Source organism: Synechococcus sp. WH 8109 (assembly GCF_000161795.2).
GTDB lineage: Bacteria > Cyanobacteriota > Cyanobacteriia > PCC-6307 > Cyanobiaceae > Parasynechococcus.
In genome coordinates, this window is record NZ_CP006882.1 from 972,720 (window position 1) to 994,986 (window position 22,267).

Here is a 22,267-nt window from a genome sequence, read left to right on the forward strand (position 1 = left end):
GGTCGACATGGGCTTCTTGGATCGTCTGCTGAAAAAGGATGCCGCAGATTCAGACTCCACGATTCAGCCGCGCAAGCCGGCAAAGGAGAAGCCAGCTGAGTTCTTCCTTGATGCTGATGCTTCCTCTTCCCTGGGGGATGTGAACTACATGCGCGAGTCAAAGACGATTCGCCGCACCTTCCCCGGCACGGCCGCAAGCCCCGGAACGAAGGAACAGATCATGGAGGTCGCAGCTCAAACCGAGAAGCTTGAAAAGCGCAGCGAAGGCCTTGGTGGTGTGGTCCAGAAGGAAGAATCAATCACTCTCAACGCGGGCATCCCCACACCGGTGAAGAAAACCTTCGCTACGCAGGTGAGCACCGAGGAGATGAGCAAGCGCCTCAAGGGCACCGCCATCACGGGTGTGAACACCCCTGCTCCCGCAGATGCCGCTCCCGTCGGCCGCAAAGAAGAGTTGAAGCCCAAGGAGGAACCGGTGGCCAAGGAGGGTTCCGCCGCGCCGTCCTCCAAGCCTGGATCGATCGATCCGTTTCGTCAGATGGTTCGCGACCTCAACAAATAGGTCCACCCCGTTCAATCTGGGCTTCGCTGTTGTTCACCAGCTGTTGCAAGTGGAGCAGCTGATTTTCCGATGCTGACGTCCAAAGGCCTCGATTTGAGGCCTCCAGCAGCCGTTCGGCCATGTCTCTCAGCACCCAGGGGTTGCTCTCCTTGAGGAAGTCGAGGGTTCCCGTCTGGCTCAGCCACTGGTCACACACCGCGCCGTAACACCAATCGGGAACGCGATTGGTGGAGGCGTCGTAGGCAAAGAGGTAGTCAAGGCTGGCTCCCATCTCAAATGCACCCTTGTAGCCGTGCTGCATCATTCCCTCGATCCAGCGGGGGTTGAGCATCCGGCTGCGCATCACCTTGTCCAATTCCTTTTCGAGCCGGTGCAGGCGAGGACGTTCGGGTCGGGAATGGTCTCCGAACCACAGTTGCGGCCGTGTTCCTGAAACCTCTTCCACCGCGGCACTGAGGCCCCCCTGGAACTGGTAGTAGTCGTCGGAATCAAGCAGATCGTGTTCGCGGTTGTCCTGGTTGTGGAGCACCACCTGCACCCTGCCCAGGGCCTGCTCGAGACCGGAACGATCAAGGCTGGGGGCAGCGACACCGTCGTACGACCATTGGCTCCAACTGAGAAAGGCCTGGCCCAGGTCTGCTCGAGAGTCCCAGGCGCCACTGTCGATCAGGGCTTGCAAGCCGGCTCCGTAGGCACCGGGGGCGGATCCATAAATGCGTCCCTGGGGCCCGCCTAGACGGGTGAGCTCGGCCAGGGGATTCAGTTCATCCGGTTCGTCGATGGCTGCAACCATAGATTGGGCCTGATGCACCCAGCCCACCAACTGGGGGAAGGCATCGCGAAACAGCCCGGAGATGCGCAGCACCACATCCACCCGCGGTCGACCCAGCAAACGGGCTGGAATCACTTCCAGGTCTACCAACCTTCGGGTGGGGCCATCCCACACCGGTCGAACACCGATCAGGGCCAGCAGCTGGGCGATGTCTTCTCCGCCATTGCGCATCGTTGCTGTTCCCCAGACCGATAACGCCATATGGCGCAGCGGTTCCCCCTGCTCCAGCAGATGGAGATCCAGCAACTGCTCCGCCGAACGTCGCCCAAGGTCCCAGGCGGCTTCCGTGGGCAAGCCCCGCAGATCGACGGAATAAAAATTTCGGCCGGTGGGCAGCACATCGGGGCGACCGCGACTCGGTGCACCTGAGGGCCCCGCAGCGATGCGCTGCCCCTGAATTCCCCGCAGGAAGGCCTCTTTTTCGGCTGAGGCACAACCGTTCAAGCGGGGCCAGAGGTCGTCGTGCAGGTTCTGCAGGCAGGGATCCTCCAGGCTCCAGGTCCGGAAGGGTTGAGCCAGTCCGTCGCCCTTTTCCCCATGGATGATCCGCCTGATCAACAACTGGGCCTGCTGCTCCAGCCATGCGCATCCATCCCCCACCCGTCGGCAGTTCGTACCACTCAGCAGCCTCAGGCGGGTCTGATCCGCCTCCGAGAGCTTGTCGCCTTCGTCCTGCTGCCAAGGGTCAAAGCCCAGTTCTGCTTGCAGGGCCATGGCCTGCAGCAAGCCGGGCTGCCCCTGCCTGGGCGGGCGAGCCAGGGCGATCAGCAGCTCATCGGCGGCTTTTGTCGATGGCGCGACACCAAACCGATGCAAGCCCGTGCGGATCTGCGATTCCTTGAGCTCGCAGAGATAGGTCTCCGCCTGATCCAGACAGCTCTCCAGCAGCTCCGGTTGGCGGCGAATCTCCGCTTGGCTGGGGATTCCGGGCCAGTTGAGGGAAAGCAGGCTGGAATGCACCGACTGTTCCAGCACCCGGGCCCGCTGGCCGCCCAGCTGCCGCACCTCCACCAGTTCATCCAGCAGGCCCTCCAACCGTTGCAGCGGTCCGTGCAATCCAGCACGTCCCAAAGGCGGTGTGAGGTGGTCCAGCACCACGGCATGACCACGTCGCTTGGCCTGAGATCCTTCGCCGGGGTCATTTACGATGAAGGGGTAAAAGTGAGGGATCGGTCCCAGGGCCAGCTCGGGGCCGCAGGCATCGCTCAAACCCACCGACTTGCCCGGTAGCCATTCAGCACTGCCGTGCTTGCCCACATGCAGCATCACCTGGGTCTGATGCACGCAGCGCAGCCAGAGGTACTGAGCTAGATACCGGTGCGGTGGTGGCAGATCAGGTGAGTGGAGATCGGCGATCTGATCGGCGTCATAGCCGCGATCCGGCTGGATCAGCACCACCACATGACCAAAGCGCAGGCCATGAATGGCAAACCCTTTGTTTGGATCCAGATCGCAGGCGGCTTCTGGAGGTCCCCAACGGGATTCGATCAAGCGTCGAGCCGATTCCGGAACGCTGGTCCACCACTTTTGATAGGTGGTGAGAGGCAGATGATCCAGCGCTGGGCGGTGCTGTCCTTCCGGTGAATTGGTGCGACCGGACAAAAGCTGTTGCATCAGGCCATCGCCTGAATCCGGCAAGGCTCCCGAACCGAGGTCATGGCCGGCGTCAGCCAACCAGCGGAGCATCCGCGCCGTGCTATCTGGCGTATCAAGGCCCACGCCATTGGCCACACGACCGTCACGCACGGGATAGTTGGCCAGCACCATCGCGATGCGCCTCTCGGCACAGGGTGTCCGTCGCAGCTCCACCCAGCGTCGGCTGTGCTCGGCCAGCCACGCTAGTCCAGATGGATCCGGTTGCAGGCAGGGAATGGCCGTGGCCAGTGGGCCGGTGGTTTGTAGGTGGTCACGAAAACCGCAGGGCCGCGTGGTGATCCGAGCATCCAGCTCCGGCATCACCACCTGCAACGAAAGATCCATCGGATTCAGCCCCTGGCTGCTCTCCAGCCACTGGGCCCGGCTCCGGCTGCTGCTGACCAGTTGCAACACCGGTCGATCGAGCCGATCCCAGAGAGCGCTGCCAAGGCCGGCCTGTTCGGTCTGCACCGAGGCAAAGGACGTGCCCGCAATCACCAGCTCAGCGTTTTGCTGATTCAAAAGGTCGTGGACGCCGGCCTGCACCGCCGGGTTTCTCAAGCTGCTGACCCAGAGCAGACAGGGCCGCAGTCTCTCTTTCCGTAGTGCGGCTGTGAGGGCATCCGCCAGGGCAAGGTCTCCGGCCTGAAACAGAGCCCGATACAGAACCACGCCCACCGCAGCCCCGGCTTCATCGCGCCAATCCCAGGGCATTGGATCGGGGCAAGGCACCACCGCAACGCTCTCTGGTGATGGGGGAGTGCTCTCCAGCAGAGCCTCGAGAGCTCCGAGGAACCGCCCCATGTTGTCGATGCCACCCTCTCGCAGTAATGCCGACAGCTGATCGGCCAGTTCAGGACTGCAGGAGCCCAACCCATGCAGCTCGTTGCTCTGATCAGCCGTTCCGGCAAGGACGATCAGTTGTCGCTGTTTCGCTTCGCTGCACCAGCGCTGCAGTTGCTCCAGGCCGTAGCTCCAGTGCCCACGGCTGCCGAGCAGGCGCACCGCAATCAATTGCGCCGCTTGGGCGGTGGTGTTGAGGTAATGGTCCAGCTGTGCTGGGTGCTCCAGGCAGCTCAGGGGCAACGCCCGGATCCGCTTGTTCCAGGCCTGGTTGCTCGGCAGGCTGGCGTCCAGGCAGCTGATGTCAGTGCCTGCGCTGGTGAGGAACAGCACATCCGCTCCCGGCTGCTCCACGAGCACCACATCTTCCGGTGGGTCCAGACCCGGACAGGTGGCAAGGCGATGCATGACCCCATTCTCCTTATTGCGGTGCGCGGTGGTGAGAAGATTCAGCGATCGGATCCATCACGGTGATGCATCAGTTCCTGCCCTATGCCTGGTTCCAGGGCCAGTGCGTCCCCTTCGAGGAGGCCAGGATCTCCATTGCCACCCATGCCCTGCACTACGGCACTGGTGCCTTCGGCGGCATGCGCGCCATTCCCGATCCCCAGAACAGCAACACCATGTTGCTGTTTCGTGCCGACCGGCACGCCCGGCGTCTCAGCCAGAGCGCCCGGTTGCTGCTCACGGATCTGAGTGAGGAGACGATCCTCTCGGCTCTCACTGCGATGCTGCAGGCCAACAAGCCTGATCAGCCGATATATCTGCGGCCCTTTGTGTACACCAGCGATCTGGGCATCGCCCCGCGCCTGCACAACATCGAGACCGACTTCCTGATTTACGGACTCCCCCTCGGGGATTACCTCTCCCCAGAGGGGGTGAGCTGCAGGATCAGCAGCTGGACCCGCCAGGAGGACCGCTCCCTGCCGCTGCGCGGAAAGATCTCTGGCGCCTACATCACCAGTTCCCTGGCCAAGACGGAAGCCGTGCAGAGCGGTTTCGACGAAGCCTTGCTGTTGAACAGTCGCGGCAAGATCAGTGAAGCCAGCGGCATGAACCTGTTCCTGGTGCGTGATGGTCAGCTGATCACGCCTGGAGTTGATCAGGACATCCTTGAGGGCATCACCCGTGCCAGCGTGATTGAGCTGGCCAAAGCGATGGACATCCCTGTGATTGAACGTCCCGTGGATAAAACCGAGTTGTTCATCGCCGATGAAGTGTTCCTTTCCGGCACGGCCGCCAAGGTGACGCCGATCCGTCAGATTGAATCAACGGTGCTGAACTCCAAGCGTCCTGTGATGGATGCCCTGAAGGCCAAGCTGGTGGCGATCACCGAAGGACGGGACCTCGCTTATGAGCACTGGGTGACCCGTATTCCGATCTCCTGAACGAACAGTCTGAAGTTCGCCCTGAGCTTTTCTTAAGATCGGTGCTTCCCTGAGAGTGCATTGATGGTGGTGACGCAGGCAGATCGGCAAGCCACCACCTCTGCATTCCTCGAGTACCTGCATGGACCACAGCGTCCTGTGCTGGTGTTCGACGGCGCCACTGGCACCAGCCTTCAGGGGCTAGGGCTCACGGCGGATGATTTCGGTGGTCCCGACCTAGAGGGTTGCAACGAGAACCTGGCGGTCACCAAGCCGGATGCAGTCAAGGCTGTGCATCGCCAGTTCCTCGAGGTGGGCTGCGATGTCATCGAGACCGATACCTTCGGCGCAGCATCTATTGTTCTGGCGGAATACGGCCTGGAAGACAAGGCCTTTGAGCTGAACAAGCGGGCAGCCGAGCTGGCCCGGGAAATGGCTGATGAGTTCAGCACCCCTGAGAAGCCACGTTTCGTGGCGGGCTCCATGGGACCCACCACCAAGCTGCCCACCCTTGGCCACATCGATTTCGACACGATGCGGGATTCGTTCCGCGAGCAGGCTGAGGGACTGATCGCCGGAAACGTCGACCTGTTCATCGTCGAAACCTGTCAGGACGTGCTGCAGATCAAGGCAGCTCTCCAGGGCATCGAAGAGGCCTTTTCCGCCACCGGTGAGCGGCGTGCCCTGATGGTTTCGGTCACGATGGAAACCACGGGCACCATGCTCGTCGGCACTGACATCGCCGCTGTGGTGTCGATCCTTGAGCCGTTCCCGATCGACATCCTCGGCCTGAACTGCGCCACCGGTCCGGAGCAGATGAAGGAGCACATTCGCTACCTCTCTAAGCATTCCCCCTTCACCGTCAGCTGCATTCCCAACGCCGGTCTGCCTGAAAACGTTGGCGGGGTGGCCCATTACCGCCTCACGCCAGTGGAGCTGAAGATGCAGCTGATGCACTTCGTTGAAGACCTCGGCGTACAGGTGATCGGTGGGTGCTGCGGCACCACTCCGGCCCACATCGGCAGCCTTGCGGAATTAGCGCAGGAGCTTAAGCCGGCTGAACGCCCCTCCCGCTGGGATCGCGCCAGCGCGGAGGATGTTCGCCCCAGCCTCAATTACGAGCCCGCAGCCTCATCGATCTATGGCGTCACGCCCTATCACCAGGACAACTCTTTCCTGATCATTGGTGAGCGGCTCAATGCCAGTGGCAGCCGCAAGGTGCGCGAACTGCTGGCGGAGGAAGACTGGGACGGGCTCGTGTCGGTGGCCCGCGGCCAGGTGAAGGAAAACGCCCACGTGCTCGACGTCAACGTCGACTACGTCGGTCGCGATGGCGAACGGGACATGCACAAGCTGGTGAGCCGTCTGGTCACCAACGTCAACCTGCCCCTGATGCTCGATTCCACCGAGTGGCAGAAGATGGAGGCGGGCCTGAAGGTGGCTGGGGGTAAATGCATTCTCAACTCCACCAACTACGAAGACGGCGACGAGCGCTTCTTCAAGGTTTTGGAGTTGGCCCGCCGCTATGGAGCCGCTGTAGTGGTCGGCACTATCGATGAAGAAGGGATGGCCAGAACGGCCGAGAAAAAGTTCGCCATCGCCCAGAGGGCCTACCGCGATGCACTCGAGTTCGGCATCCCTGCCCATGAGATCTTCTACGACCCCCTGGCCCTTCCCATCTCCACTGGCATTGAGGAAGACCGGCTGAATGGTCGCGCCACCGTGGATGCCATCCGGATGATCCGGGAGAACCTCCCCGGTGTGCACGTGGTGCTCGGGGTCAGCAACGTGAGTTTCGGCCTGTCACCGGCGGCCCGGATCACCCTCAATTCAGTTTTTCTTCACGACTGCTGTGAAGCCGGCATGGATTCGGCCATCGTCAGCCCCGCCAAAATTCTCCCGCTAATCAAGATCAGTCATGACCACCAAAGTGTGTGTCGAGATCTGATAGACGACAACCGCCGTTTCGAGGACGGCATCTGCGTCTACGACCCACTCACCGAACTCACCAAGCTGTTTGAGGGAGTCAGCACCAAGGAAGCCCGTGCTTCAGGCCCCTCGCTGGCGGATCTGCCGATTGAGGAACGGCTCAAGCAGCACATCATTGATGGTGAGCGCATCGGCCTGGAGCCCTCCCTGGATGAGGCGTTGCAGACCTATCCCCCTCTGCAGATCATCAACACCTTCCTTCTGGATGGCATGAAGGTGGTGGGTGAATTGTTCGGCAGCGGCCAGATGCAGCTCCCCTTCGTGCTGCAAAGCGCCGAGACGATGAAATCCGCCGTGGCTCACCTCGAGCCGTACATGGAAAAAAACGAGGGCGAGAGCACAAGCAAGGGCAAGTTCCTGATCGCCACGGTGAAGGGCGATGTCCACGACATCGGCAAGAACCTGGTGGACATCATCCTCACCAACAATGGCTATGAGGTGATCAACCTGGGCATCAAGCAGAGCTGTGAAGCCATCGTTGAGGCCCAACGTGAACATCAAGCCGATTGCATCGCCATGAGCGGTCTGCTGGTGAAGTCCACGGCCTTCATGAAGGACAATCTCCAGGCCTTCAACGAGGCAGGGATCGATGTTCCTGTGATCCTCGGCGGTGCGGCCCTCACGCCACGCTTCGTGCAGAAGGACTGTCGTGAGGTTTACGACGGCAAGGTGATCTACGGCCGTGATGCCTTTGCTGATCTGCGCTTCATGGATGCGTTGATGGATGCGAAGCGCAGCGACAACTGGACCAACAACAAGGGCTTTCTTGCTGATGCGCCCCAAGGGGTGGGCCTTGATGAAGAGGGCACAACTTCCGAGAACGCTGAGGAGACATCCACCTCCGCATCGGATGCTCCGGCAGCGGATCTGCCGCCGGTGAGCTCAGATCGATCCGACGCCGTCCCCGCTGAAGCCGCACCGGTGCCGCCCTTCCTCGGCTCTGCGGTGATTACTGAGGTCGACATCGACATCACCGAGGTCTTCCACTACCTCGACCGCAATGCCCTCTTCGCTGGCCAGTGGATGCTCCGCAAAACCAAGGAGCAGAGCAGGGAAGACTACGAGGCGATGCTTCAGGAGAAGGCAGAGCCGGTGCTGCAGGAGTGGATGCAGCGCTGCATCACCGAGTCACTGTTGACCCCCCGGGCGGTGTACGGCTACTTCCCTGCGGCACGCGATGGAAACACCCTTCGGGTGTTTGATGCCGATGGCACGCGGGAACTCGGGTTTTTTGAGCTTCCCCGTCAACGGTCTGGCAACCGCTACTGCATTGCCGATTTCTTCAACGATCTGGACGCTGAGGGACGCCCGAAGGACGTGCTGCCGATGCAGGCCGTGACCATGGGCCAGAAGGCCTCTGTGGTGGCGCAGGAGCTGTTCAAGGGCGACCGCTACAGCGATTACCTGTACTTCCACGGCCTTGCGGTGCAGATGGCCGAAGCGATGGCCGAATGGGTGCACGCACGGATTCGCTCGGAACTCGGTTTCGCAGATCCAGCTGGCATAGCGCTGCGGGATGTGCTGGCGCAGCGGTACCGCGGCAGTCGGTACTCCTTCGGCTACCCCGCCTGCCCGAATGTGGCTGACTCCAGGCAGCAGCTGGAATGGCTTGGCGCTGAGCGGATCGGCTTGAGCATGGACGCCAGCGATCAGCTCGAACCGGAGCAGAGCACCACAGCATTGGTAGCGCTCCACTCCCAGGCGCGTTACTTCAGCGCCTGAGCCCTGAGGGGCGTCCCATAGCCTGAGGCGCCCTGTTTGTGTTCACCATGGCCATTGCCGGACCGGATGGTGTTGATGCCGCCATCAAAGCTGGTGTGGATCTGGATGGAAGTCCAATCCCTGGAGCGATGCTCGCCCTCTACAACCAGGTGATGGATCTGGAAAGTCAGCGCGCCCGCAGTGGCGTTCTCAAATCGATGCGCAACCGGGTGGTCAAGACCGGAGCCAAGCATTTCGACAAGGAAACGCTCAATCAGAGGCTCGTTGAGGCCGGATGGGACGGTCTGAAGGACAAGGAGATCTCTTTCTTCTATGGATGATCTCCTGCTGACGGAGAAGCAAGCTCTGCAGGGCTCAGTCCTGGCAGAGCTTCTCCATCGTGTCGATCACTTCTTGCTGGAACGATTCCAGGGCACTGGATTCGCTCAGATCAAGGCCTTCGCCAGCGGCGTTCTGGGCCAGGTCCTGGAAATGAAAGGCTCCCTCTCCATTGGCAAGGAACTCGATCGCCGAGCTTTCACCGCTCTCACGAAACGCATCGCAGAGCGCCAGAAAAGCAGCGTCTTCAGTGAACTCCCAATCCATCGAGTGGAGATGACTGAATGACGTTTAACCCGCTCCCCCAGGGGTTCGTCAACCGTCTGAAGTCAAAATGTGCCAGTCCTTGGGCAGACTCCCCCTCGATTGAGCGCTCAGATGTCCAGCAGCAGCCCCGAATTTCCGCCGGCCAGGAACGTTCTTGGCGACCCACTGCAGAGTTGCAGTTGTGAGCCGATGACGGGTTGGTATCGCAATGGTCTCTGCCAAACCGATCCATCGGATCTCGGCCAGCACAGCATCTGCTGCGTGATGACCGAGCAATTTCTCAGTTACAGCAAGGCCCTGGGCAATGACCTGAGCACGCCGGTGCCCGCTTTTCAGTTCCCGGGATTGAAACCAGGGGACCACTGGTGCGTCTGTGCACCGCGCTGGAAGCAGGCCTACGAGGATGGCGTCGCACCCCTGGTGCGCCTGGATGCCACGGAAGACACAGCGCTGAGTGTTGTCAGCCTTGACCAGCTGAAGCAGCACGCTCACCAATCGATCGACTGACCGTCCCAGGCGAGAAAAGTTCCTGATTGTTCCGGGGTCTGTTGCAGCAACAATTCAACCAACTGATGCGCAGCCAGTTCTGGAGTGAAAAGTTTGTCCGGTGCCACGAAGCTCTGGAACGGACGAGACAGGCCTGTGTCGGTCGTACCGGGATGCAACAGGCTCACGGTGGCCAACGGCCAGCGGCGGCCCCATTCAATGCTCAGGCAGCGCAGCAGCTGGTTCTGAGCCGCCTTGGCAGCCCTGTAGCCGTACCAGCCACCAGTACGGTTGTCGCCGATGCTTCCCACGCGAGCACTGAGGCTGGCGAAATGAAAGGGTTGATCCCGCTGCAGCAAGGGCTCGATCGCCTTGGCCAGCAGGATCGGAGCCATTGCGTTGATGCCGAATTGCTGTTCCAACTGAGAACGATCGATCTGTTGAAGACGTTTTTCGGGTTGAAGCCCAGGACCATGCAGGCGGCCGCTGCAGTTGAACACCAAACGCAGGGGGAGCCCCTGGGCACGCAGTCTTGGGCTCAGACCATCCAGATCACTGTCGTTCTCGAGGTCCAGTTGCAGTGAGGACGCCGGAGGTCCATGACGTCCAGCGGTCAACACTTTCAGATCCGGGCAGGTCCGCTTCAGTTCCGCTGCCACTGCCGCTCCGATCCCACCGGGGCCAACCACCAAGGCCAAGCCAGCCCAAGTGATCGGAGCTTCTTCGACCATGTGAACTTGCTGCGAAGAAGGGATCGTCTAGCGGAAATCAGGCATCATCGGCTGGTGGCTCTGACAGCAGTTCTGGTGCCGTTTCGCCGTCATTTCTGGCTCCAGGCCGTGATCGGAAGTCTTTTCATGGCCGCTTTGACCGGCTGGTTGGCTCGGCTACTCCCACAGCGGCCTGATCAGCCCAGATCAAGCTTGGCTGATCTGCTCGATCATGATTCAACCGTTGGTTCCAGTGTGGTTCCAAGGGTGCCGCCGCGTGCTGACCATGTGCCCCTGGAGATCCGCGTCGGTTTGGTCAGCCAGAGCCACATCACCGCCTTACGACCGGGACCCAACGTGCTCTGTCGCTACAAGCACGGCCCTGTGATCCCTACTCAAGAGTTGGTGACGAGGATCGCTTCCTCTCCTCAGCACGAGATTCATTGCTCCGGTGGACCTGTTCAGATCAACCAGCAGAACTATCAAGGCGATGTATCACTGCTGAAAGGCCAAGGTGATTGGCTCCCGGCGATCTCGCATGACCTGGAGACCTACGTGGCCTCAGTGGTTGGCACCGAAATGCCCAGTAGTTGGCATAGGGAAGCCCTGAAGGCGCAAGCCGTTGCAGCACGCTCCTACCCGATGGCCCATCTCGCCCGACCGGCAACGACGGCGTATCACCTGGGGGATACAACCCGTTGGCAGGTGTTTGCAGGGCGGAAAAGCACCACCCTGGCCAGTCGTTCAGCAACACGGGAAACCCGCGGGATCATCCTTAGTTACAGCGGCGGCATTGTGGAAAGCCTTTATGCGTCAAACCCGCAGGTGAGTGCCGAAGCCCATGGCCATCTCGGCGCCAACATGAGTCAATCAGGGGCACAGCAATTTGCACATCAGGTACTTCCCTTCAATGCCATTCTCGGCAGATACCACGCAGGAGCCTCGCGGGCACGGTTGACTTGGCATGACCAGTGAACTGCTTCGAAAAGCGATGGAGGTCACGGTTGCAGCGACCGCATCCGGAGCTCTGGTGCCGCTCGATACCTCATTGACCCACCTGATCGGGGAAAGAGGCTGTCGCTTTGAGTTGCGCCATCTCCTCAGCGCCACACCAAAACACCTTCGAGCATCGGGTCCAAAGCCGAATCCGTTTCTCCCCTGGGACCAACGTCTGGAGGTTGATCGGATCGGTGAATCCCACGTCGTGATCCTGAATAAATATCCCGTTCAGACCTCCCACATGTTGCTCATCACCCAGGACTGGCAACCCCAGACCGGTTGGTTGTCCATGGAGGATTGGCGCTCCCTAGCCTGGATTGATGCCACGACGACGGGTTTGTGGTTCTTCAACAGCGGGCCTGATGCCGGAGCAAGCCAGCCGCATCGACATCTGCAGTTGTTACCGCGGTCAGAAGGGGAGCGGATCTGTGCTCGGGACGATTGGTTCCGTTGCTGTGCGGCTGGCAGAACCACGCCTGCTCAGGACCTTCTGTTGCGCAGTGCACGGGTCGCAGCGATCAGTTCAACCCTGACAGGTGAAATGCTTCAAGCGCTGTATCTAGCTCTGGCAGAAGACCTCGATCTGGGGCACCCCAGCACCGATGATTGTCCTCGTGGGGCTTACAACCTGCTGCTCACAAGGCAGTGGATGGCCATGGTTCGGCGCAGAAGGGAGGGAATTCGTGGTTTCAGCGTCAACGCCCTCGGCTTCGCCGGATCCTTGTTGAGCACCGAGGCCTCCGATCGACAGTGGATTCAGCGTTCAGGACCAGAGGCCCTGCTTCAAGCTGTTGTTGACACGCAGAGCTGAAAAGTTCAGTGATGGCACGGATGCCTTGGCATGCTTCTCTCTGCCAAGGCTGGAGATGGAACTTACAACCACACTTAGGCCAAAACCTGCCTCAAAAATCGGAACCGTCAAATTCAGGACAACTTGCATCTGGTTCGACCCATTGCCCGTCATTACGCCCAACAGACAGGCCTAGGAAGCGACGATCTCCTGCAAGTGGGATGTCTTGGCCTGATCAAGGCTTACAACCGCTACGAAGTCCAGCGGGGGGCTCCCTTTAAAAGTTTAGCCAAGCGGCACATTCGGGGAGCCATTCTTCACTTCGTTCGCGACAGAGTCGGATTGATACGACTCCCAAGGGCCTTTGAAGAACGGGCAATGCAGATGGTTCACAGTTCGGAGTGCTCTTCTCTGAGTCCAGCCGATGACCCGGTGGTTGACCACTACCGCAGCAAGCAGCACTGGGTGGAATTCAAGGACGACCTTCTCGACGACACACCGCAAGGGATTGATCTGGTCGCTCAGAGGCCTGTAGCAGGGTGAACAAGCTGTTATGCAACCCTGAGAATGACGACCATGTGCCCTGCACATGGTCGTCATTGATGGGATGAGTCTGAGGCAGATAGCGGAACTGCTAGGGGTTTCAGCGATGACAGTTCAGAGGCGCGTGAAACTCGGCCTCAACACCATCGCGGACGAGCTGAAAGCTACTCAGCCCGACGCTTGAACGTCGCGATCCATCTGTTCCTGGAGAGTTTTGATCGCGGCATTGAGTGCCGACAGCTGCCTTTCAGCACCATCACGCCAGAACCGCAGCATCGACAGCTTTCGTTCCTGATGCTGGCGACGCAAGCTCGTGTGATCGGTGCTGGGGCTGCAGCAGAACGGAGGAAGCATGTCAGCGTCGACGCTGGAAACATGCTGACCGATTTTCAAGCTTGGTGTGACTCGCCAATTACTTGGCTGTCTCAGAAGCTGGAACTACGGTGTGGATTGAGAGCATCTACTTCGTGGTGTCGACGTCGTTCCGCACACCACAACATCAAGCCGCATGAGTCTCAGGCGAATCCCGATTTTGGTCTTGTCCTGCGTCTCGCTTGCGGGTTTTGAGTTCGTTCCTCATCGCAGCGCTGAGGCATATGTCGCCCTGATGGCAGGTCAAAAGGCACGACCTCTCAACGGCACCTTCAACAACGTTCCGGTTCTTCATTCCAATCAACCGGAGATCGTCACCGGGCCAGGAATCCTGGTGGACACGGCTGCGGGCTCGGCCATCGCTGCAGAGTCGAACCAGCCGCTTCGCAACGCTGCCCACACCTTCAACGGTGAGTTCGGCGTTCATATGCATCACAAGTACTACCCCAAAGACCAAGCCAGGCTGGGGGGCCGTCGATCCAGGGGCTTGATGACCTTGGCTCTGATCGCGACGAATCCCGGATCAAGTCCGATCACACTGAAGTTCGATCGAGGCTCCGTCAAAAACAGCTTTGAAGCGCCTTATCACCCGAATCGTTTGATGGGGGTCAAGCCCCTCGGAAAGCGTCCTTGGAACACAGGACCAGGCGATGCCACCGCCGTTCAACTGCTGCGCGGTGAACTAGATCGGAAATTACCCGAACAGGTCGTGATCCCGGCAGGAGGGCAGAGGGTTGTGGTGCGAACTGTGCTCCCTGCCCGTGGCATTGCCAACGGGCTGCTGAAAGGATGCAGCAACGGTCCTTTCACGCTGGCTGTCGTTGCAGCCGAGCAATCAGCACAGGATGCCGATCTTTTCGCGGTGCTGCAGTCGGGGCGACTGGCACCGGGGAGGATTTATCTGAACCGGATTCGCGAGATCCAGCTGGGTCGTGTTTTCTCCAGGGTGGCTGGCGTTGCCCTGGGCGATGCCTACAAGGCTGAGATCAGCCATGACCTCAACCAGGGGCCACTGCACGTGCCCCTCACCAGCACGAAGCGACATCACTTCGGTACCAGTGATGTTCAGGTCAATCCGTTGACCACACGGATGATTGATTCCGCTCTGAACAACGTCGGCACCTATGGGGTTCGCTACGACGTGACCCTCAATATTTCTGGTGTAGGGCCCCATCAACTGGTGCTTAGTCACCCGGTTGTGTCTGGCAAGAAGACGTTCACAGCCTTCCGTGGATCGCTGCAGATTCTTCAGGATCGAACCCTTCAAGAGGTTCACGTGGGCATGCGCTCGGGGGAGAGCCTGGCCCTGGCTGATCTCAACCTGGTGCCTGGCACACGCAAGGCGGTGAAGGTGAGCTTGGTTTATCCGGCCGATGCCACCCCAGGCCATCTCCTCAGTGTTGTGCCCGTTCAGCAGCTGGCCATGCTTTATCGGCGCAAGCAACAACAGCGAGACGCCCAGGTCAAAATCGCGGACACCAAATCCCGCATGGTGGGGCCCAAGACAGCTCCTCCTCCGCCTGAATCCAAGCCAGTTGTTGTGAACCCTGCACCTGTGAAGCCAGCATCTGTAAGGCCGGTTCCTTTGATGCCGGCTGTGGTGCCTATCGCCCGTCCCAGTTACGGCGATGTGATTCGATCTCAGCAGCAGTGGTTGCTCCAGCTTCAGGGTCGATAACCTGCCCAAAGGTGGATTGAACTTTTGAGCGGCGAGGACTCAAAACGTCAACGCATCTCTGTGGAGATGTCAGAGCCCATGGTCGCGTTGATTGACCAGCTCAAGGGTGAATACGGAGCTCGTTCCCGTGGCCGGGTGCTCGAAATGCTCCTCCAGGATCTGCTCGACCCTGGGGATCCAGCGTCGGATCAAGAGGTCGATCCTCTGAAGGGCGATGCTGAACCAGCGGTCGCCAGTCGGCCCGATGAGGTCACCAGTCTCGTTCTGATCTCAACTGGCAACAAACAACAAGGGCTTGAAGACGCTCCAACCTCAGCCTCTGGGCTTCCATCGGGGGGTGGCTCCTCAGGCATCGACCTGCCGGGGTTTGTCAGCAAACGCACCAGTCAGTTGAAAGCGACGCTTCGCTCTCCGCAGCAACGCGATTCCCCTCAGAACGACCCCCTTGTCTCAACGGTGGACCCCACTGATTTAAGAGAGGCCAGTGCTGCTGCCGAAGAGCACTGGAGGTCCCTCTATGGTCAACCACCGGGTCCAACAGTGATTGAAGCGGCCATGACCTGGCTGGCTCGAGATGTCTGGTCCAGTACCGATGCCAGTGATGGGCGTCCATTCACCTGGTCGGCAGCGAATGCAGCCGTTGAGACGCTCTGTGCCAGCTGGGAGTCAATTGATCCATCGCTGGGTCGGGTGATGGTTGTGGCTGGCGCTCTTGAGGATCCCTTTGCAACATCCTCCTTGGCAGAACGTATGCCAACCCTGATCCGCCGCTTTGTGAACCGTTTCCGCCGCAGCAGACAGGTCACCTCCTTCGAAACCCTTGAGTCAACAATGACGGTGCATGGGGCTCTCAAGCTGTTGGGTTTATCAACCCAAGCAGGGACTTCGGTCACTCTGAGTTCCATTCGTGAGGCTTACAAGCAACGGGCGCTTGAAGAACATCCCGATGCTGGTGGCTCCACCGACGCGATGCGCCGACTCAATGAGGCCTATCGGTTGCTGCGTGAGCTGTACAGAAACCGTTGATCACTTGTCCCTGCTGAGACGTGTAATTGGTCCAGGACTGTGTCTTGATTGAGATGCGTGCGTAATAGCTCGTGACCGGCACCTCTACTGCGAACAATCAACCAAGCACTGAGGGCCAACATGGTCTCAGTGCCACACGGCGCCAAAAGATCAGTGGCGTTGTTCACCTCGAAGCCGATGGTCTTGTTGAACGCAGCGACAATCAGGCCCACAACAATCACATTGGAGAGATTGTTTTTCAGGCTTTGAAGGCTGTTCGCCAAGAGAATGTTGGTGTGCTGCTCCTCGCCATCCTCCAGGCCTTGATCAAGGTCTGAGATCACCAACTAATAGACGTTATGGCCAAAGATCGGCAGGGCGATGCATATCACGAAGTAATCAACCCTTCCCACCATCTGGCTGATGTTCTAGGCGGCAACACTTTTGGCAGTGATGGTCAGGCGCATGATTACAAGAAAGGACTGAAGACCTCAACCGCCCTAATCACGAAGCAGCCAACGCTTCCGAGCAGGCTGAGCACCATCGGAACGATGCTGATCAGCCGGAATTTCCAGATCAGGCGCTCAAACCGCCGTTCAATCAATAGCGCGGCCACGGTCAAATCCGATCATCCGTTCGCAATCTGATCAACAGAATCTCAGGTCTTGTCTGCGATACATAACAAGACACAGAAAGAGTCTTACCTGAAACGAGCGCTAATCGTCAAGATTCAAAAAATTGGTGGTTTTTGCTTGCTGTGCAGGTGACGTTGCATTGCGGCGCCCTTTCTTGTTCAAAAGCTTTTTTCTGTTGTTTTTGTCTGCAGTCCACGGCCAGTCCAGGGGTTGCCTACGACCGATGAAACCCACTGGATTGTAGGGTTTTCAGGCCTGCGTACCTGCTGTAGACACAGGTACGCAGGCCGATCAGCGGTTTTCGAGCCCTTGCTGGCCTAAGGAAAGCTCAATCTCTGGCTGATCAGCTGGGAATTTGAACGAGACTCGTTTCTTGTCTCGCATGGGCCTGCAGAGACTGTAGAACTGCCTCTTGCGTCTTACTTGAGACACGTGCCAGGTCTGACAATAAGTCTCATCCGAGATAAGTGGACAATAAAAAACCGGGCTCGAAAGCCCGGCTCTTTTGACCACGTTCAACGTTGAATCAGGTGGATGTTTGCATGCCCTGAATTAAGAAGTCGAAATAAGGAGACGTGAGCTTCACCTGCTGTTCCGACAACAACGACACGGACGCTTCCTTCATGCACTTCATGGCTTCAACCATGCCGGGCATCGGAACACCGAGGCTGTTGTACATCTCGCGAGCACCCACCAGCCCGATCTCCTGGATCATTTCGGTGCTGCCGGCCAGCACTCCGTAGGTGATCAGACGGAGGTACCAGCTGTAGTCGCGAAGACACTGGGCCCGCTGGCGCTGACCGTAGGCATTGCCGCCAGGTGCGACGTACTCAGGTTTGCGACCAAACAGTTGCTTGGCTGATTCGTCGACGATCTTCTTTTCGTTCTCGGTCAGAACCTTGACCACAGAAACGCGCATGGCGCCTTGGTCTAGGAAATCCACCATGGTGCGGAGTTCTCCGCTGGTGGGATACCGCAGATCGTCATCGGCCTGGAGGATGAGATCCCGGACAATGCTCATGGAACTGGGCAGGCTTCGTGGAGTTTAGTGGTCTCGACCCGTTCACCTGACCCATCACCGCCCGGGTGTTACGCCATTGCAATGGCAGGGAATCGAGAGCATGACCAAAGTCGACAGCCCGAACAGCAGTGAACCGCGGCCTGGGCTCACGATTGAGCTCGAGGCTGTTGACCTGGATCGCGACGGCAAGGGTCTGGCCCGTTGGAACAACTGGGTGATCGTCGTTCCTGATCTCTTGCCGGGGGAGCGCGCCACGGTTCAGCTGCAGCAACGCCAGAAGTCGCGCTGGTTGAGCCGTCGGGTGGATCAGATCACGTTCTCCGCAGATCGGCGCCTTCCTCCCTGCATCCTTGCCGATGACTGCGGTGGTTGCACCCTCCAACGCCTGGATGACGCCGCCCAAATCCGTTGGAAAGCCAAGCAGATTCAACAGACCATGCAGCGCATCGGGGGGATTGACGTTGCCCCTGCGCCCACGCTGGTTAATGCGGAACGCTGCTTCGGTTATCGCAACAGGGCCTTGATCCCGCTGAAGCGAGACCAGAACGGACGGTTGAAGGCCGGCTACTTCCGATCGAAAACCCACAAGATCGTCAATCTGAACCACTGCCCGGTGCTCGATCCACGCCTGGACGCGTTGGTGGAACCTCTTAAGCAAGATCTGGATGCAGGGGGGTGGCCTGCCGATCATGACCTGCTCGAATCCCAGGGTCTGCGCCATCTCGGGCTTCGTCTTTCAATCGCTACCGGAGACGTTTTGATCACGCTGATCAGCAGCCATGCTCAGCTTCGAGGTCTTGAGGTCCTCGCTCAGAGCTGGGTCGAGCGTTGGCCCGCGGTGAAAGGGGTCTGCCTCAACCTTCAACCCAAGGCCAACAACCTGGTGCTCGGTCGAACCACCCATTGCCTCGCCGGTGTTCCCACCATTGAGGAACAGTTCTGCGGCATCAAGCTCGCCCTCAGCAGCACCACCTTTGTTCAGGTGAATACGCCGCAGGCTGAACGGATCGTTCAGCGCCTCACAGACTGGCTTTTGGTTCAGTGCGCCGGCGCACGTGTGGTCGACGCTTATTGCGGCGTAGGAACCATTGCCCTGCCCCTGTCCAAGGCCGGTTTTAATGTTCAAGGCCTGGAACTCAACCCCGACTCGGTGGAGCAGGCCCGGCTGAATGCCATGCACAACGGCCTTTCCTCCCGCTGTGCATTTGATGCCGGCGATGTGGCAGACCTGCTCGCTGCTCATCTGGACGACTGTCAGGCGCTGGTGTTGGATCCACCTCGCCGGGGTCTCGATCGATGCGTGGTGGACAGCATCCTTGAGCGGCCTCCTGCGGTGCTGGCCTACCTCAGCTGTGACCCCGCCACGCAAGCACGGGATCTGAAAGCACTGCTCGCCCCATCAGGTCCCTACGAGCTGGAGATGCTCCAGCCCGTGGACTTCTTCCCCCAGACAACGCACCTTGAATCGTTAGCGCTGCTGAAACGGGTCAGCTCCTGAGCTCAGCCTGAAACTGCTTGCTCAAAGCGGCACGCACCTTGTCGTGAACAGGCTGAATTTTGTCGTCGGTGAGGGTTTCGTTTTTGCCGCGGTAGCGCAGACGGAAGGCCTGGCTCACTTTGTTGTCGCCTAGCTGCTCGCCCTCAAAGCGATCCACCAGTTCCACCTGCTCCAGAAGAGGTTTGCCCGCCTTGCGGATGGCTTTGATCAGATCGGCAGCTGCACTGGATCGGTCGACGATGACGGCAAGATCCCGCTCGCTGAAAGGCACGGTTGGGTATTGCTTGAAGGATGGCGTCCAGCGGTTGCTGCGGGTGGCGGCATCCAGCAGTCGCGCAAGGTCGAGTTCGAACAGATAGGTGGCTTCAGGAAGATCGAGCTGCTCAGCCATGGCTGGGTGAAGCTGACCAAAACAACCCAAGGGGCGTCCTTCCAACACCAGGGTGGCAGCCCGACCCGGATGCAGTCGTGCATCGTCTGTCAGGCGATGGTCAGACAGTTCCAGCTGCAAGGCCTCCATCACCCTTGTGAGAACGCCACGGGCCTGGAAATAGTCGGGCGCCTGCGGCTTGCCGCTGGTGGCCCAGGTGGACAGGCGTCGATCTCCGCAGATCACGCCACCTAGAATGGCGATCTGGCTGACAGCCTCCGCGGATCCGCTGTATGTGTTGCCGATCTCGAAGACGGAGCAACCCCGCTGCGACGCCTTCAGATTGCGAACACAGATCTGCAGGTGCTCTTCCCAGAGGTTCGTGCGCAGATGGCTTGTGTCGGACAACAAAGGATTGCTGATGGCGATGCGCTGTTCCTGCTCGGAAGCCGGAACGAGAGACAGGGTGGTGACCTCCTGTAGTCCTGTGGAACAGAACAGCTGCCGCAGGCGCCGTTCCGCCCGCTGGTGCGGTGTCAGGGCACCTGGCTCCAGCGGATCCGGCAGGTGGGCCTCAAACCGATCGAAACCCACAAGACGAGCCACCTCCTCGATCAGATCAACTTCACGCTGGAGGTCTTGCCGTCTCGAGGGCGGTGCAATGACCTGCCATCCCTGGTCATGGGCTGAGAGCTGGCAACCGAGGGCTTTCAGGCAGTTTTCGATGCTGGTGTCATCCAGATCTTCCGGGCCATCGGAAGCATCGAGGGGGCCAAGCAATTGATGAAGGGCACTGCGCCTCAACAGCACCGGTTCCGCTTCTGCGGGACCGTTACCGCCAACCCAACGGCCGCGCTCAGAGCAGGAAAACTCCTGACTCAACAAGGCCGAAGCACGGGCCGAACAGGGCAGGGTCATTTCCACAGGCAACCCCTTTTCGAAACGACTGCTGGCATCCGTGCGCAAGCCCAGGGCCCGGGCTGACTGACGAACCCTCGGCGATGCAAACAGAGCGGATTCAAGCCAAATGTTTCGGGTACTGGCGGTCACCCCACTCTCGAGACTCCCCATCACACCTGCGACGGCGACAGGCCGGTCATGGCAGGTGACGACCTGCACACGGCTGTCGAGACTTCGCTTCTGATCATCCAGACCTACGAAGATTTCCCCATCGCGAGCGGAACGGACCGCAAAACTCTTGGCGTCCACCGCTTGCCCGGTCAGTTGTTCCAGCGCATCGGCATCAAAGGCATGGAGGGGCTGCCCCTGTTCCAGCATCACCAGGTTGGTGACGTCAACCACCTCATTGACGCTGTTCACACCACCACGCTCAAGGCGCTGCTGCAACCAGGTGGGTGAGGGCTTGGAGCCGTCCACCCCCTCGATCCTGGTGATCGAATAGAAGCAGCCGTCCAGTTCTGTGTTCAGCGGAGTGGTGCTGGGATCCAGATCCAGCTCGGGCAGGCTCAATCTTCCACCGGTCAGGGCCGCCACCTCGCGAGCGATACCCACCATTGAGAGGCCGTCGGGACGATTGGCCGTGATGGCCAGCTCCAGAACGGTGTCGTCGAGTCCCAACAGAGGGGCCACAGGCGACCCGTTGGGCGGCAAGGATTCGTCCAGCTCATCCAGGATGGCGATGCCGTCGGATTGCTCCGTCAGGCCCAGCTCGGTTAGGGAACAGATCATTCCGTTGCTGGCAACACCACGCAATTCACCGGCTTTGATCGTCAAGCCAACGGCGGGGAGGGTGGCTCCGACCATGGCCACCGGTACATGAATGCCGGCACGCACGTTGCTGGCACCACAGACGATCTGGATGGGGTCCCGAGCTCCAATATCCACGCTGCAGACGCTGAGCTTGTCGGCGTTGGGGTGTTTCTCCCGTTCCAGCACATGGCCGACCACAACGCCATTGGCCTGGGCGCTGAGGTCATCAATGTCGTCCACCTCAAAGCCCGCCATCGAAAGACGCTCGGAGAGATCGTCCACGGACTCATTCACCTGGACCAGCTGCTTCAGCCAGGAGATGGATACCCGCATCGGATCTAAGCCAGACAGCGCGCGATCTTAGGAAGTCCCCCCTGGGAGAGCTGCTCTGGAGCTGTCGGGTCAGGGGTTAAGCTCGATGTTTGTCATTTCGCTTCGCACCTGCGGCGCAACGTCCTTTATGGCCAAGAACAAGGGCGTCCGGATCGTGATCACTCTCGAGTGCACTGAATGCCGGTCCAATCCCGCCAAGCGTTCACCCGGCGTGTCTCGCTACACGACGGAAAAGAACCGCCGGAACACCACCGAACGGCTGGAGATCAAAAAGTTCTGTCCCCACTGCAACAAGTCCACGCTCCACAAGGAGATCAAGTGACCTTGCAGGTCCGTCTTTCCTCCATCCGTTCCTGAGTCATGTCCAGCTCCTTCTTCAAGAAGCGTCTTTCGCCGATCAAGCCCGGTGATCCCATCGATTACAAGGATGTGGATCTTCTCAAGAAGTTCATCACCGAACGCGGCAAAATTCTTCCCCGTCGCCTCACCGGCCTTACTGCTAAGCAGCAGCGCGATCTCACTAACGCCGTCAAGCGTGCTCGCATCGTTGCCCTTCTGCCGTTTGTGAACCCCGAAGGTTGA

22 protein-coding genes and 1 pseudogene are annotated in these 22,267 nt (G+C 59.5%); 18 read left to right on the forward strand and 5 right to left on the reverse strand.

Annotated elements, in window-relative coordinates:
• The first annotated feature begins 7 nt into the window (after nucleotides 1-7).
• Complete coding sequence (locus tag Syncc8109_RS05330) at nucleotides 8-562, forward strand: hypothetical protein (protein ID WP_006850013.1); 555 nt, start codon at nucleotides 8-10, stop codon at nucleotides 560-562.
• Here Syncc8109_RS05330 and cobN read toward each other — a convergent pair.
• The gene (gene cobN, locus Syncc8109_RS05335) at nucleotides 552-4,280 is read right to left on the reverse strand and encodes a cobaltochelatase subunit CobN (RefSeq protein ID WP_006850547.1); all 3,729 of its coding nucleotides are present in this window, start codon (nucleotides 4,278-4,280) and stop codon (nucleotides 552-554) included. The genes Syncc8109_RS05330 and cobN overlap by 11 nt on opposite strands.
• Nucleotides 4,281-4,345: 65 nt before the next feature.
• Here cobN and Syncc8109_RS05340 point away from each other — a divergent pair, with 65 nt between their 5' ends.
• The 3 genes from Syncc8109_RS05340 to Syncc8109_RS05350 all read left to right on the forward strand — a co-directional run bounded on the left by Syncc8109_RS05340 (nucleotide 4,346) and on the right by Syncc8109_RS05350 (nucleotide 9,270).
• Nucleotides 4,346-5,260, forward strand: coding sequence for a branched-chain amino acid transaminase (locus Syncc8109_RS05340; RefSeq protein ID WP_025362265.1), 915 nt, complete (start codon nucleotides 4,346-4,348; stop codon nucleotides 5,258-5,260).
• 63 nt (nucleotides 5,261-5,323) lie between these two features.
• Nucleotides 5,324-8,950, forward strand: a complete 3,627-nt coding sequence (gene metH, locus Syncc8109_RS05345) for a methionine synthase (protein ID WP_006851876.1) — start codon at nucleotides 5,324-5,326, stop codon at nucleotides 8,948-8,950.
• A 47-nt stretch (nucleotides 8,951-8,997) separates the two neighbouring features.
• On the forward strand, nucleotides 8,998-9,270 hold the full coding sequence (locus Syncc8109_RS05350) for a DUF4090 family protein (protein ID WP_025362266.1): 273 nt from the start codon (nucleotides 8,998-9,000) through the stop codon (nucleotides 9,268-9,270).
• Nucleotides 9,271-9,304: 34 nt separating this feature from the next.
• On the opposite strand, the gene Syncc8109_RS11705 is transcribed toward Syncc8109_RS05350, so the two are convergent.
• A complete protein-coding gene (locus Syncc8109_RS11705) occupies nucleotides 9,305-9,535 on the reverse strand; it encodes a hypothetical protein (protein ID WP_006851429.1) in 231 nt (76 codons plus the stop codon).
• Nucleotides 9,536-9,646: 111 nt separating this feature from the next.
• Between Syncc8109_RS11705 and Syncc8109_RS05360 the strand changes: the two genes are divergently transcribed.
• Nucleotides 9,647-10,042, forward strand: coding sequence for a DUF2237 family protein (locus Syncc8109_RS05360; protein ID WP_006851656.1), 396 nt, complete (start codon nucleotides 9,647-9,649; stop codon nucleotides 10,040-10,042).
• On the opposite strand, the gene Syncc8109_RS05365 is transcribed toward Syncc8109_RS05360, so the two are convergent.
• Nucleotides 10,024-10,752 (reverse strand): SDR family NAD(P)-dependent oxidoreductase, encoded by a 729-nt coding sequence (locus Syncc8109_RS05365; protein WP_006849646.1) that lies wholly within the window; start codon nucleotides 10,750-10,752, stop codon nucleotides 10,024-10,026. The genes Syncc8109_RS05360 and Syncc8109_RS05365 overlap by 19 nt on opposite strands.
• Before the next feature lie 54 nt (nucleotides 10,753-10,806).
• Here Syncc8109_RS05365 and Syncc8109_RS05370 point away from each other — a divergent pair, with 54 nt between their 5' ends.
• The 10 genes and pseudogenes from Syncc8109_RS05370 to Syncc8109_RS05405 all read left to right on the forward strand — a co-directional run bounded on the left by Syncc8109_RS05370 (nucleotide 10,807) and on the right by Syncc8109_RS05405 (nucleotide 16,765).
• On the forward strand, nucleotides 10,807-11,706 hold the full coding sequence (locus Syncc8109_RS05370; protein WP_232202478.1) for a SpoIID/LytB domain-containing protein: 900 nt from the start codon (nucleotides 10,807-10,809) through the stop codon (nucleotides 11,704-11,706).
• Nucleotides 11,696-12,541: a DUF4922 domain-containing protein gene (locus Syncc8109_RS05375; protein WP_025362268.1), complete on the forward strand. Its 846-nt coding sequence runs from the start codon at nucleotides 11,696-11,698 to the stop codon at nucleotides 12,539-12,541. Before Syncc8109_RS05370 ends, Syncc8109_RS05375 begins: the two co-directional genes overlap by 11 nt.
• A 123-nt stretch (nucleotides 12,542-12,664) precedes the next feature.
• Nucleotides 12,665-12,796, forward strand: a pseudogene (locus Syncc8109_RS13150) (sigma factor); the annotation flags it as partial.
• 108 nt (nucleotides 12,797-12,904) lie between these two features.
• Nucleotides 12,905-13,063, forward strand: coding sequence for a hypothetical protein (locus Syncc8109_RS12860; RefSeq protein WP_232202479.1), 159 nt, complete (start codon nucleotides 12,905-12,907; stop codon nucleotides 13,061-13,063).
• Between the two features lie 64 nt (nucleotides 13,064-13,127).
• Nucleotides 13,128-13,247, forward strand: coding sequence for a hypothetical protein (locus tag Syncc8109_RS11710; protein ID WP_232202490.1), 120 nt, complete (start codon nucleotides 13,128-13,130; stop codon nucleotides 13,245-13,247).
• Nucleotides 13,244-13,630: a hypothetical protein gene (locus Syncc8109_RS13155; RefSeq protein WP_156915494.1), complete on the forward strand. Its 387-nt coding sequence runs from the start codon at nucleotides 13,244-13,246 to the stop codon at nucleotides 13,628-13,630. Before Syncc8109_RS11710 ends, Syncc8109_RS13155 begins: the two co-directional genes overlap by 4 nt.
• Nucleotides 13,572-15,113: a DUF3370 family protein gene (locus Syncc8109_RS05390; RefSeq protein WP_025362271.1), complete on the forward strand. Its 1,542-nt coding sequence runs from the start codon at nucleotides 13,572-13,574 to the stop codon at nucleotides 15,111-15,113. Before Syncc8109_RS13155 ends, Syncc8109_RS05390 begins: the two co-directional genes overlap by 59 nt.
• A gap of 78 nt (nucleotides 15,114-15,191) precedes the next feature.
• Nucleotides 15,192-16,139: a molecular chaperone DnaJ gene (locus Syncc8109_RS05395; RefSeq protein ID WP_198015275.1), complete on the forward strand. Its 948-nt coding sequence runs from the start codon at nucleotides 15,192-15,194 to the stop codon at nucleotides 16,137-16,139.
• 71 nt (nucleotides 16,140-16,210) lie between these two features.
• A complete protein-coding gene (locus Syncc8109_RS05400; protein WP_025362273.1) occupies nucleotides 16,211-16,456 on the forward strand; it encodes a hypothetical protein in 246 nt (81 codons plus the stop codon).
• A gap of 21 nt (nucleotides 16,457-16,477) precedes the next feature.
• The gene (locus tag Syncc8109_RS05405) at nucleotides 16,478-16,765 is read left to right on the forward strand and encodes a hypothetical protein (RefSeq protein ID WP_025362274.1); all 288 of its coding nucleotides are present in this window, start codon (nucleotides 16,478-16,480) and stop codon (nucleotides 16,763-16,765) included.
• A gap of 514 nt (nucleotides 16,766-17,279) precedes the next feature.
• On the opposite strand, the gene apcD is transcribed toward Syncc8109_RS05405, so the two are convergent.
• Nucleotides 17,280-17,774: an allophycocyanin subunit alpha-B gene (gene apcD, locus Syncc8109_RS05410; protein WP_006851519.1), complete on the reverse strand. Its 495-nt coding sequence runs from the start codon at nucleotides 17,772-17,774 to the stop codon at nucleotides 17,280-17,282.
• Between the two features lie 100 nt (nucleotides 17,775-17,874).
• Between apcD and rlmD the strand changes: the two genes are divergently transcribed.
• Nucleotides 17,875-19,272 (forward strand): 23S rRNA (uracil(1939)-C(5))-methyltransferase RlmD, encoded by a 1,398-nt coding sequence (gene rlmD / locus Syncc8109_RS05415; protein ID WP_006851074.1) that lies wholly within the window; start codon nucleotides 17,875-17,877, stop codon nucleotides 19,270-19,272.
• On the opposite strand, the gene pheT is transcribed toward rlmD, so the two are convergent.
• Complete coding sequence (pheT, locus tag Syncc8109_RS05420) at nucleotides 19,262-21,685, reverse strand: phenylalanine--tRNA ligase subunit beta (RefSeq protein ID WP_006850966.1); 2,424 nt, start codon at nucleotides 21,683-21,685, stop codon at nucleotides 19,262-19,264. The two genes, rlmD and pheT, sit on opposite strands and share 11 nt — an antisense overlap.
• Nucleotides 21,686-21,812: 127 nt before the next feature.
• On the opposite strand from pheT, the gene rpmG reads away from it, so the two are divergent.
• Nucleotides 21,813-22,007, forward strand: a complete 195-nt coding sequence (gene rpmG / locus Syncc8109_RS05425; RefSeq protein ID WP_006851071.1) for a 50S ribosomal protein L33 — start codon at nucleotides 21,813-21,815, stop codon at nucleotides 22,005-22,007.
• Nucleotides 22,008-22,045: 38 nt separating this feature from the next.
• Entirely contained in the window at nucleotides 22,046-22,267 is a 222-nt protein-coding gene (rpsR, locus tag Syncc8109_RS05430; RefSeq protein ID WP_006041316.1) for a 30S ribosomal protein S18, read from the forward strand.

Coding starts and splice junctions, on each gene's coding strand:
- Syncc8109_RS05330 (WP_006850013.1), top strand. CDS start 8: ATGGGCTTCTTGGATCGTCTGCTGAAAAAGGATGCCGCAGATTCAGAC.
- cobN (WP_006850547.1), bottom strand. CDS start 4,280: ATGCATCGCCTTGCCACCTGTCCGGGTCTGGACCCACCGGAAGATGTG.
- Syncc8109_RS05340 (WP_025362265.1), top strand. CDS start 4,346: ATGCATCAGTTCCTGCCCTATGCCTGGTTCCAGGGCCAGTGCGTCCCC.
- metH (WP_006851876.1), top strand. CDS start 5,324: ATGGTGGTGACGCAGGCAGATCGGCAAGCCACCACCTCTGCATTCCTC.
- Syncc8109_RS05350 (WP_025362266.1), top strand. CDS start 8,998: ATGGCCATTGCCGGACCGGATGGTGTTGATGCCGCCATCAAAGCTGGT.
- Syncc8109_RS11705 (WP_006851429.1), bottom strand. CDS start 9,535: ATGGATTGGGAGTTCACTGAAGACGCTGCTTTTCTGGCGCTCTGCGAT.
- Syncc8109_RS05360 (WP_006851656.1), top strand. CDS start 9,647: ATGTCCAGCAGCAGCCCCGAATTTCCGCCGGCCAGGAACGTTCTTGGC.
- Syncc8109_RS05365 (WP_006849646.1), bottom strand. CDS start 10,752: ATGGTCGAAGAAGCTCCGATCACTTGGGCTGGCTTGGCCTTGGTGGTT.
- Syncc8109_RS05375 (WP_025362268.1), top strand. CDS start 11,696: ATGACCAGTGAACTGCTTCGAAAAGCGATGGAGGTCACGGTTGCAGCG.
- Syncc8109_RS12860 (WP_232202479.1), top strand. CDS start 12,905: ATGGTTCACAGTTCGGAGTGCTCTTCTCTGAGTCCAGCCGATGACCCG.
- Syncc8109_RS11710 (WP_232202490.1), top strand. CDS start 13,128: ATGAGTCTGAGGCAGATAGCGGAACTGCTAGGGGTTTCAGCGATGACA.
- Syncc8109_RS05390 (WP_025362271.1), top strand. CDS start 13,572: ATGAGTCTCAGGCGAATCCCGATTTTGGTCTTGTCCTGCGTCTCGCTT.
- Syncc8109_RS05395 (WP_198015275.1), top strand. CDS start 15,192: ATGGTCGCGTTGATTGACCAGCTCAAGGGTGAATACGGAGCTCGTTCC.
- Syncc8109_RS05405 (WP_025362274.1), top strand. CDS start 16,478: ATGGCCAAAGATCGGCAGGGCGATGCATATCACGAAGTAATCAACCCT.
- apcD (WP_006851519.1), bottom strand. CDS start 17,774: ATGAGCATTGTCCGGGATCTCATCCTCCAGGCCGATGACGATCTGCGG.
- rlmD (WP_006851074.1), top strand. CDS start 17,875: ATGACCAAAGTCGACAGCCCGAACAGCAGTGAACCGCGGCCTGGGCTC.
- pheT (WP_006850966.1), bottom strand. CDS start 21,685: ATGCGGGTATCCATCTCCTGGCTGAAGCAGCTGGTCCAGGTGAATGAG.
- rpmG (WP_006851071.1), top strand. CDS start 21,813: ATGGCCAAGAACAAGGGCGTCCGGATCGTGATCACTCTCGAGTGCACT.
- rpsR (WP_006041316.1), top strand. CDS start 22,046: ATGTCCAGCTCCTTCTTCAAGAAGCGTCTTTCGCCGATCAAGCCCGGT.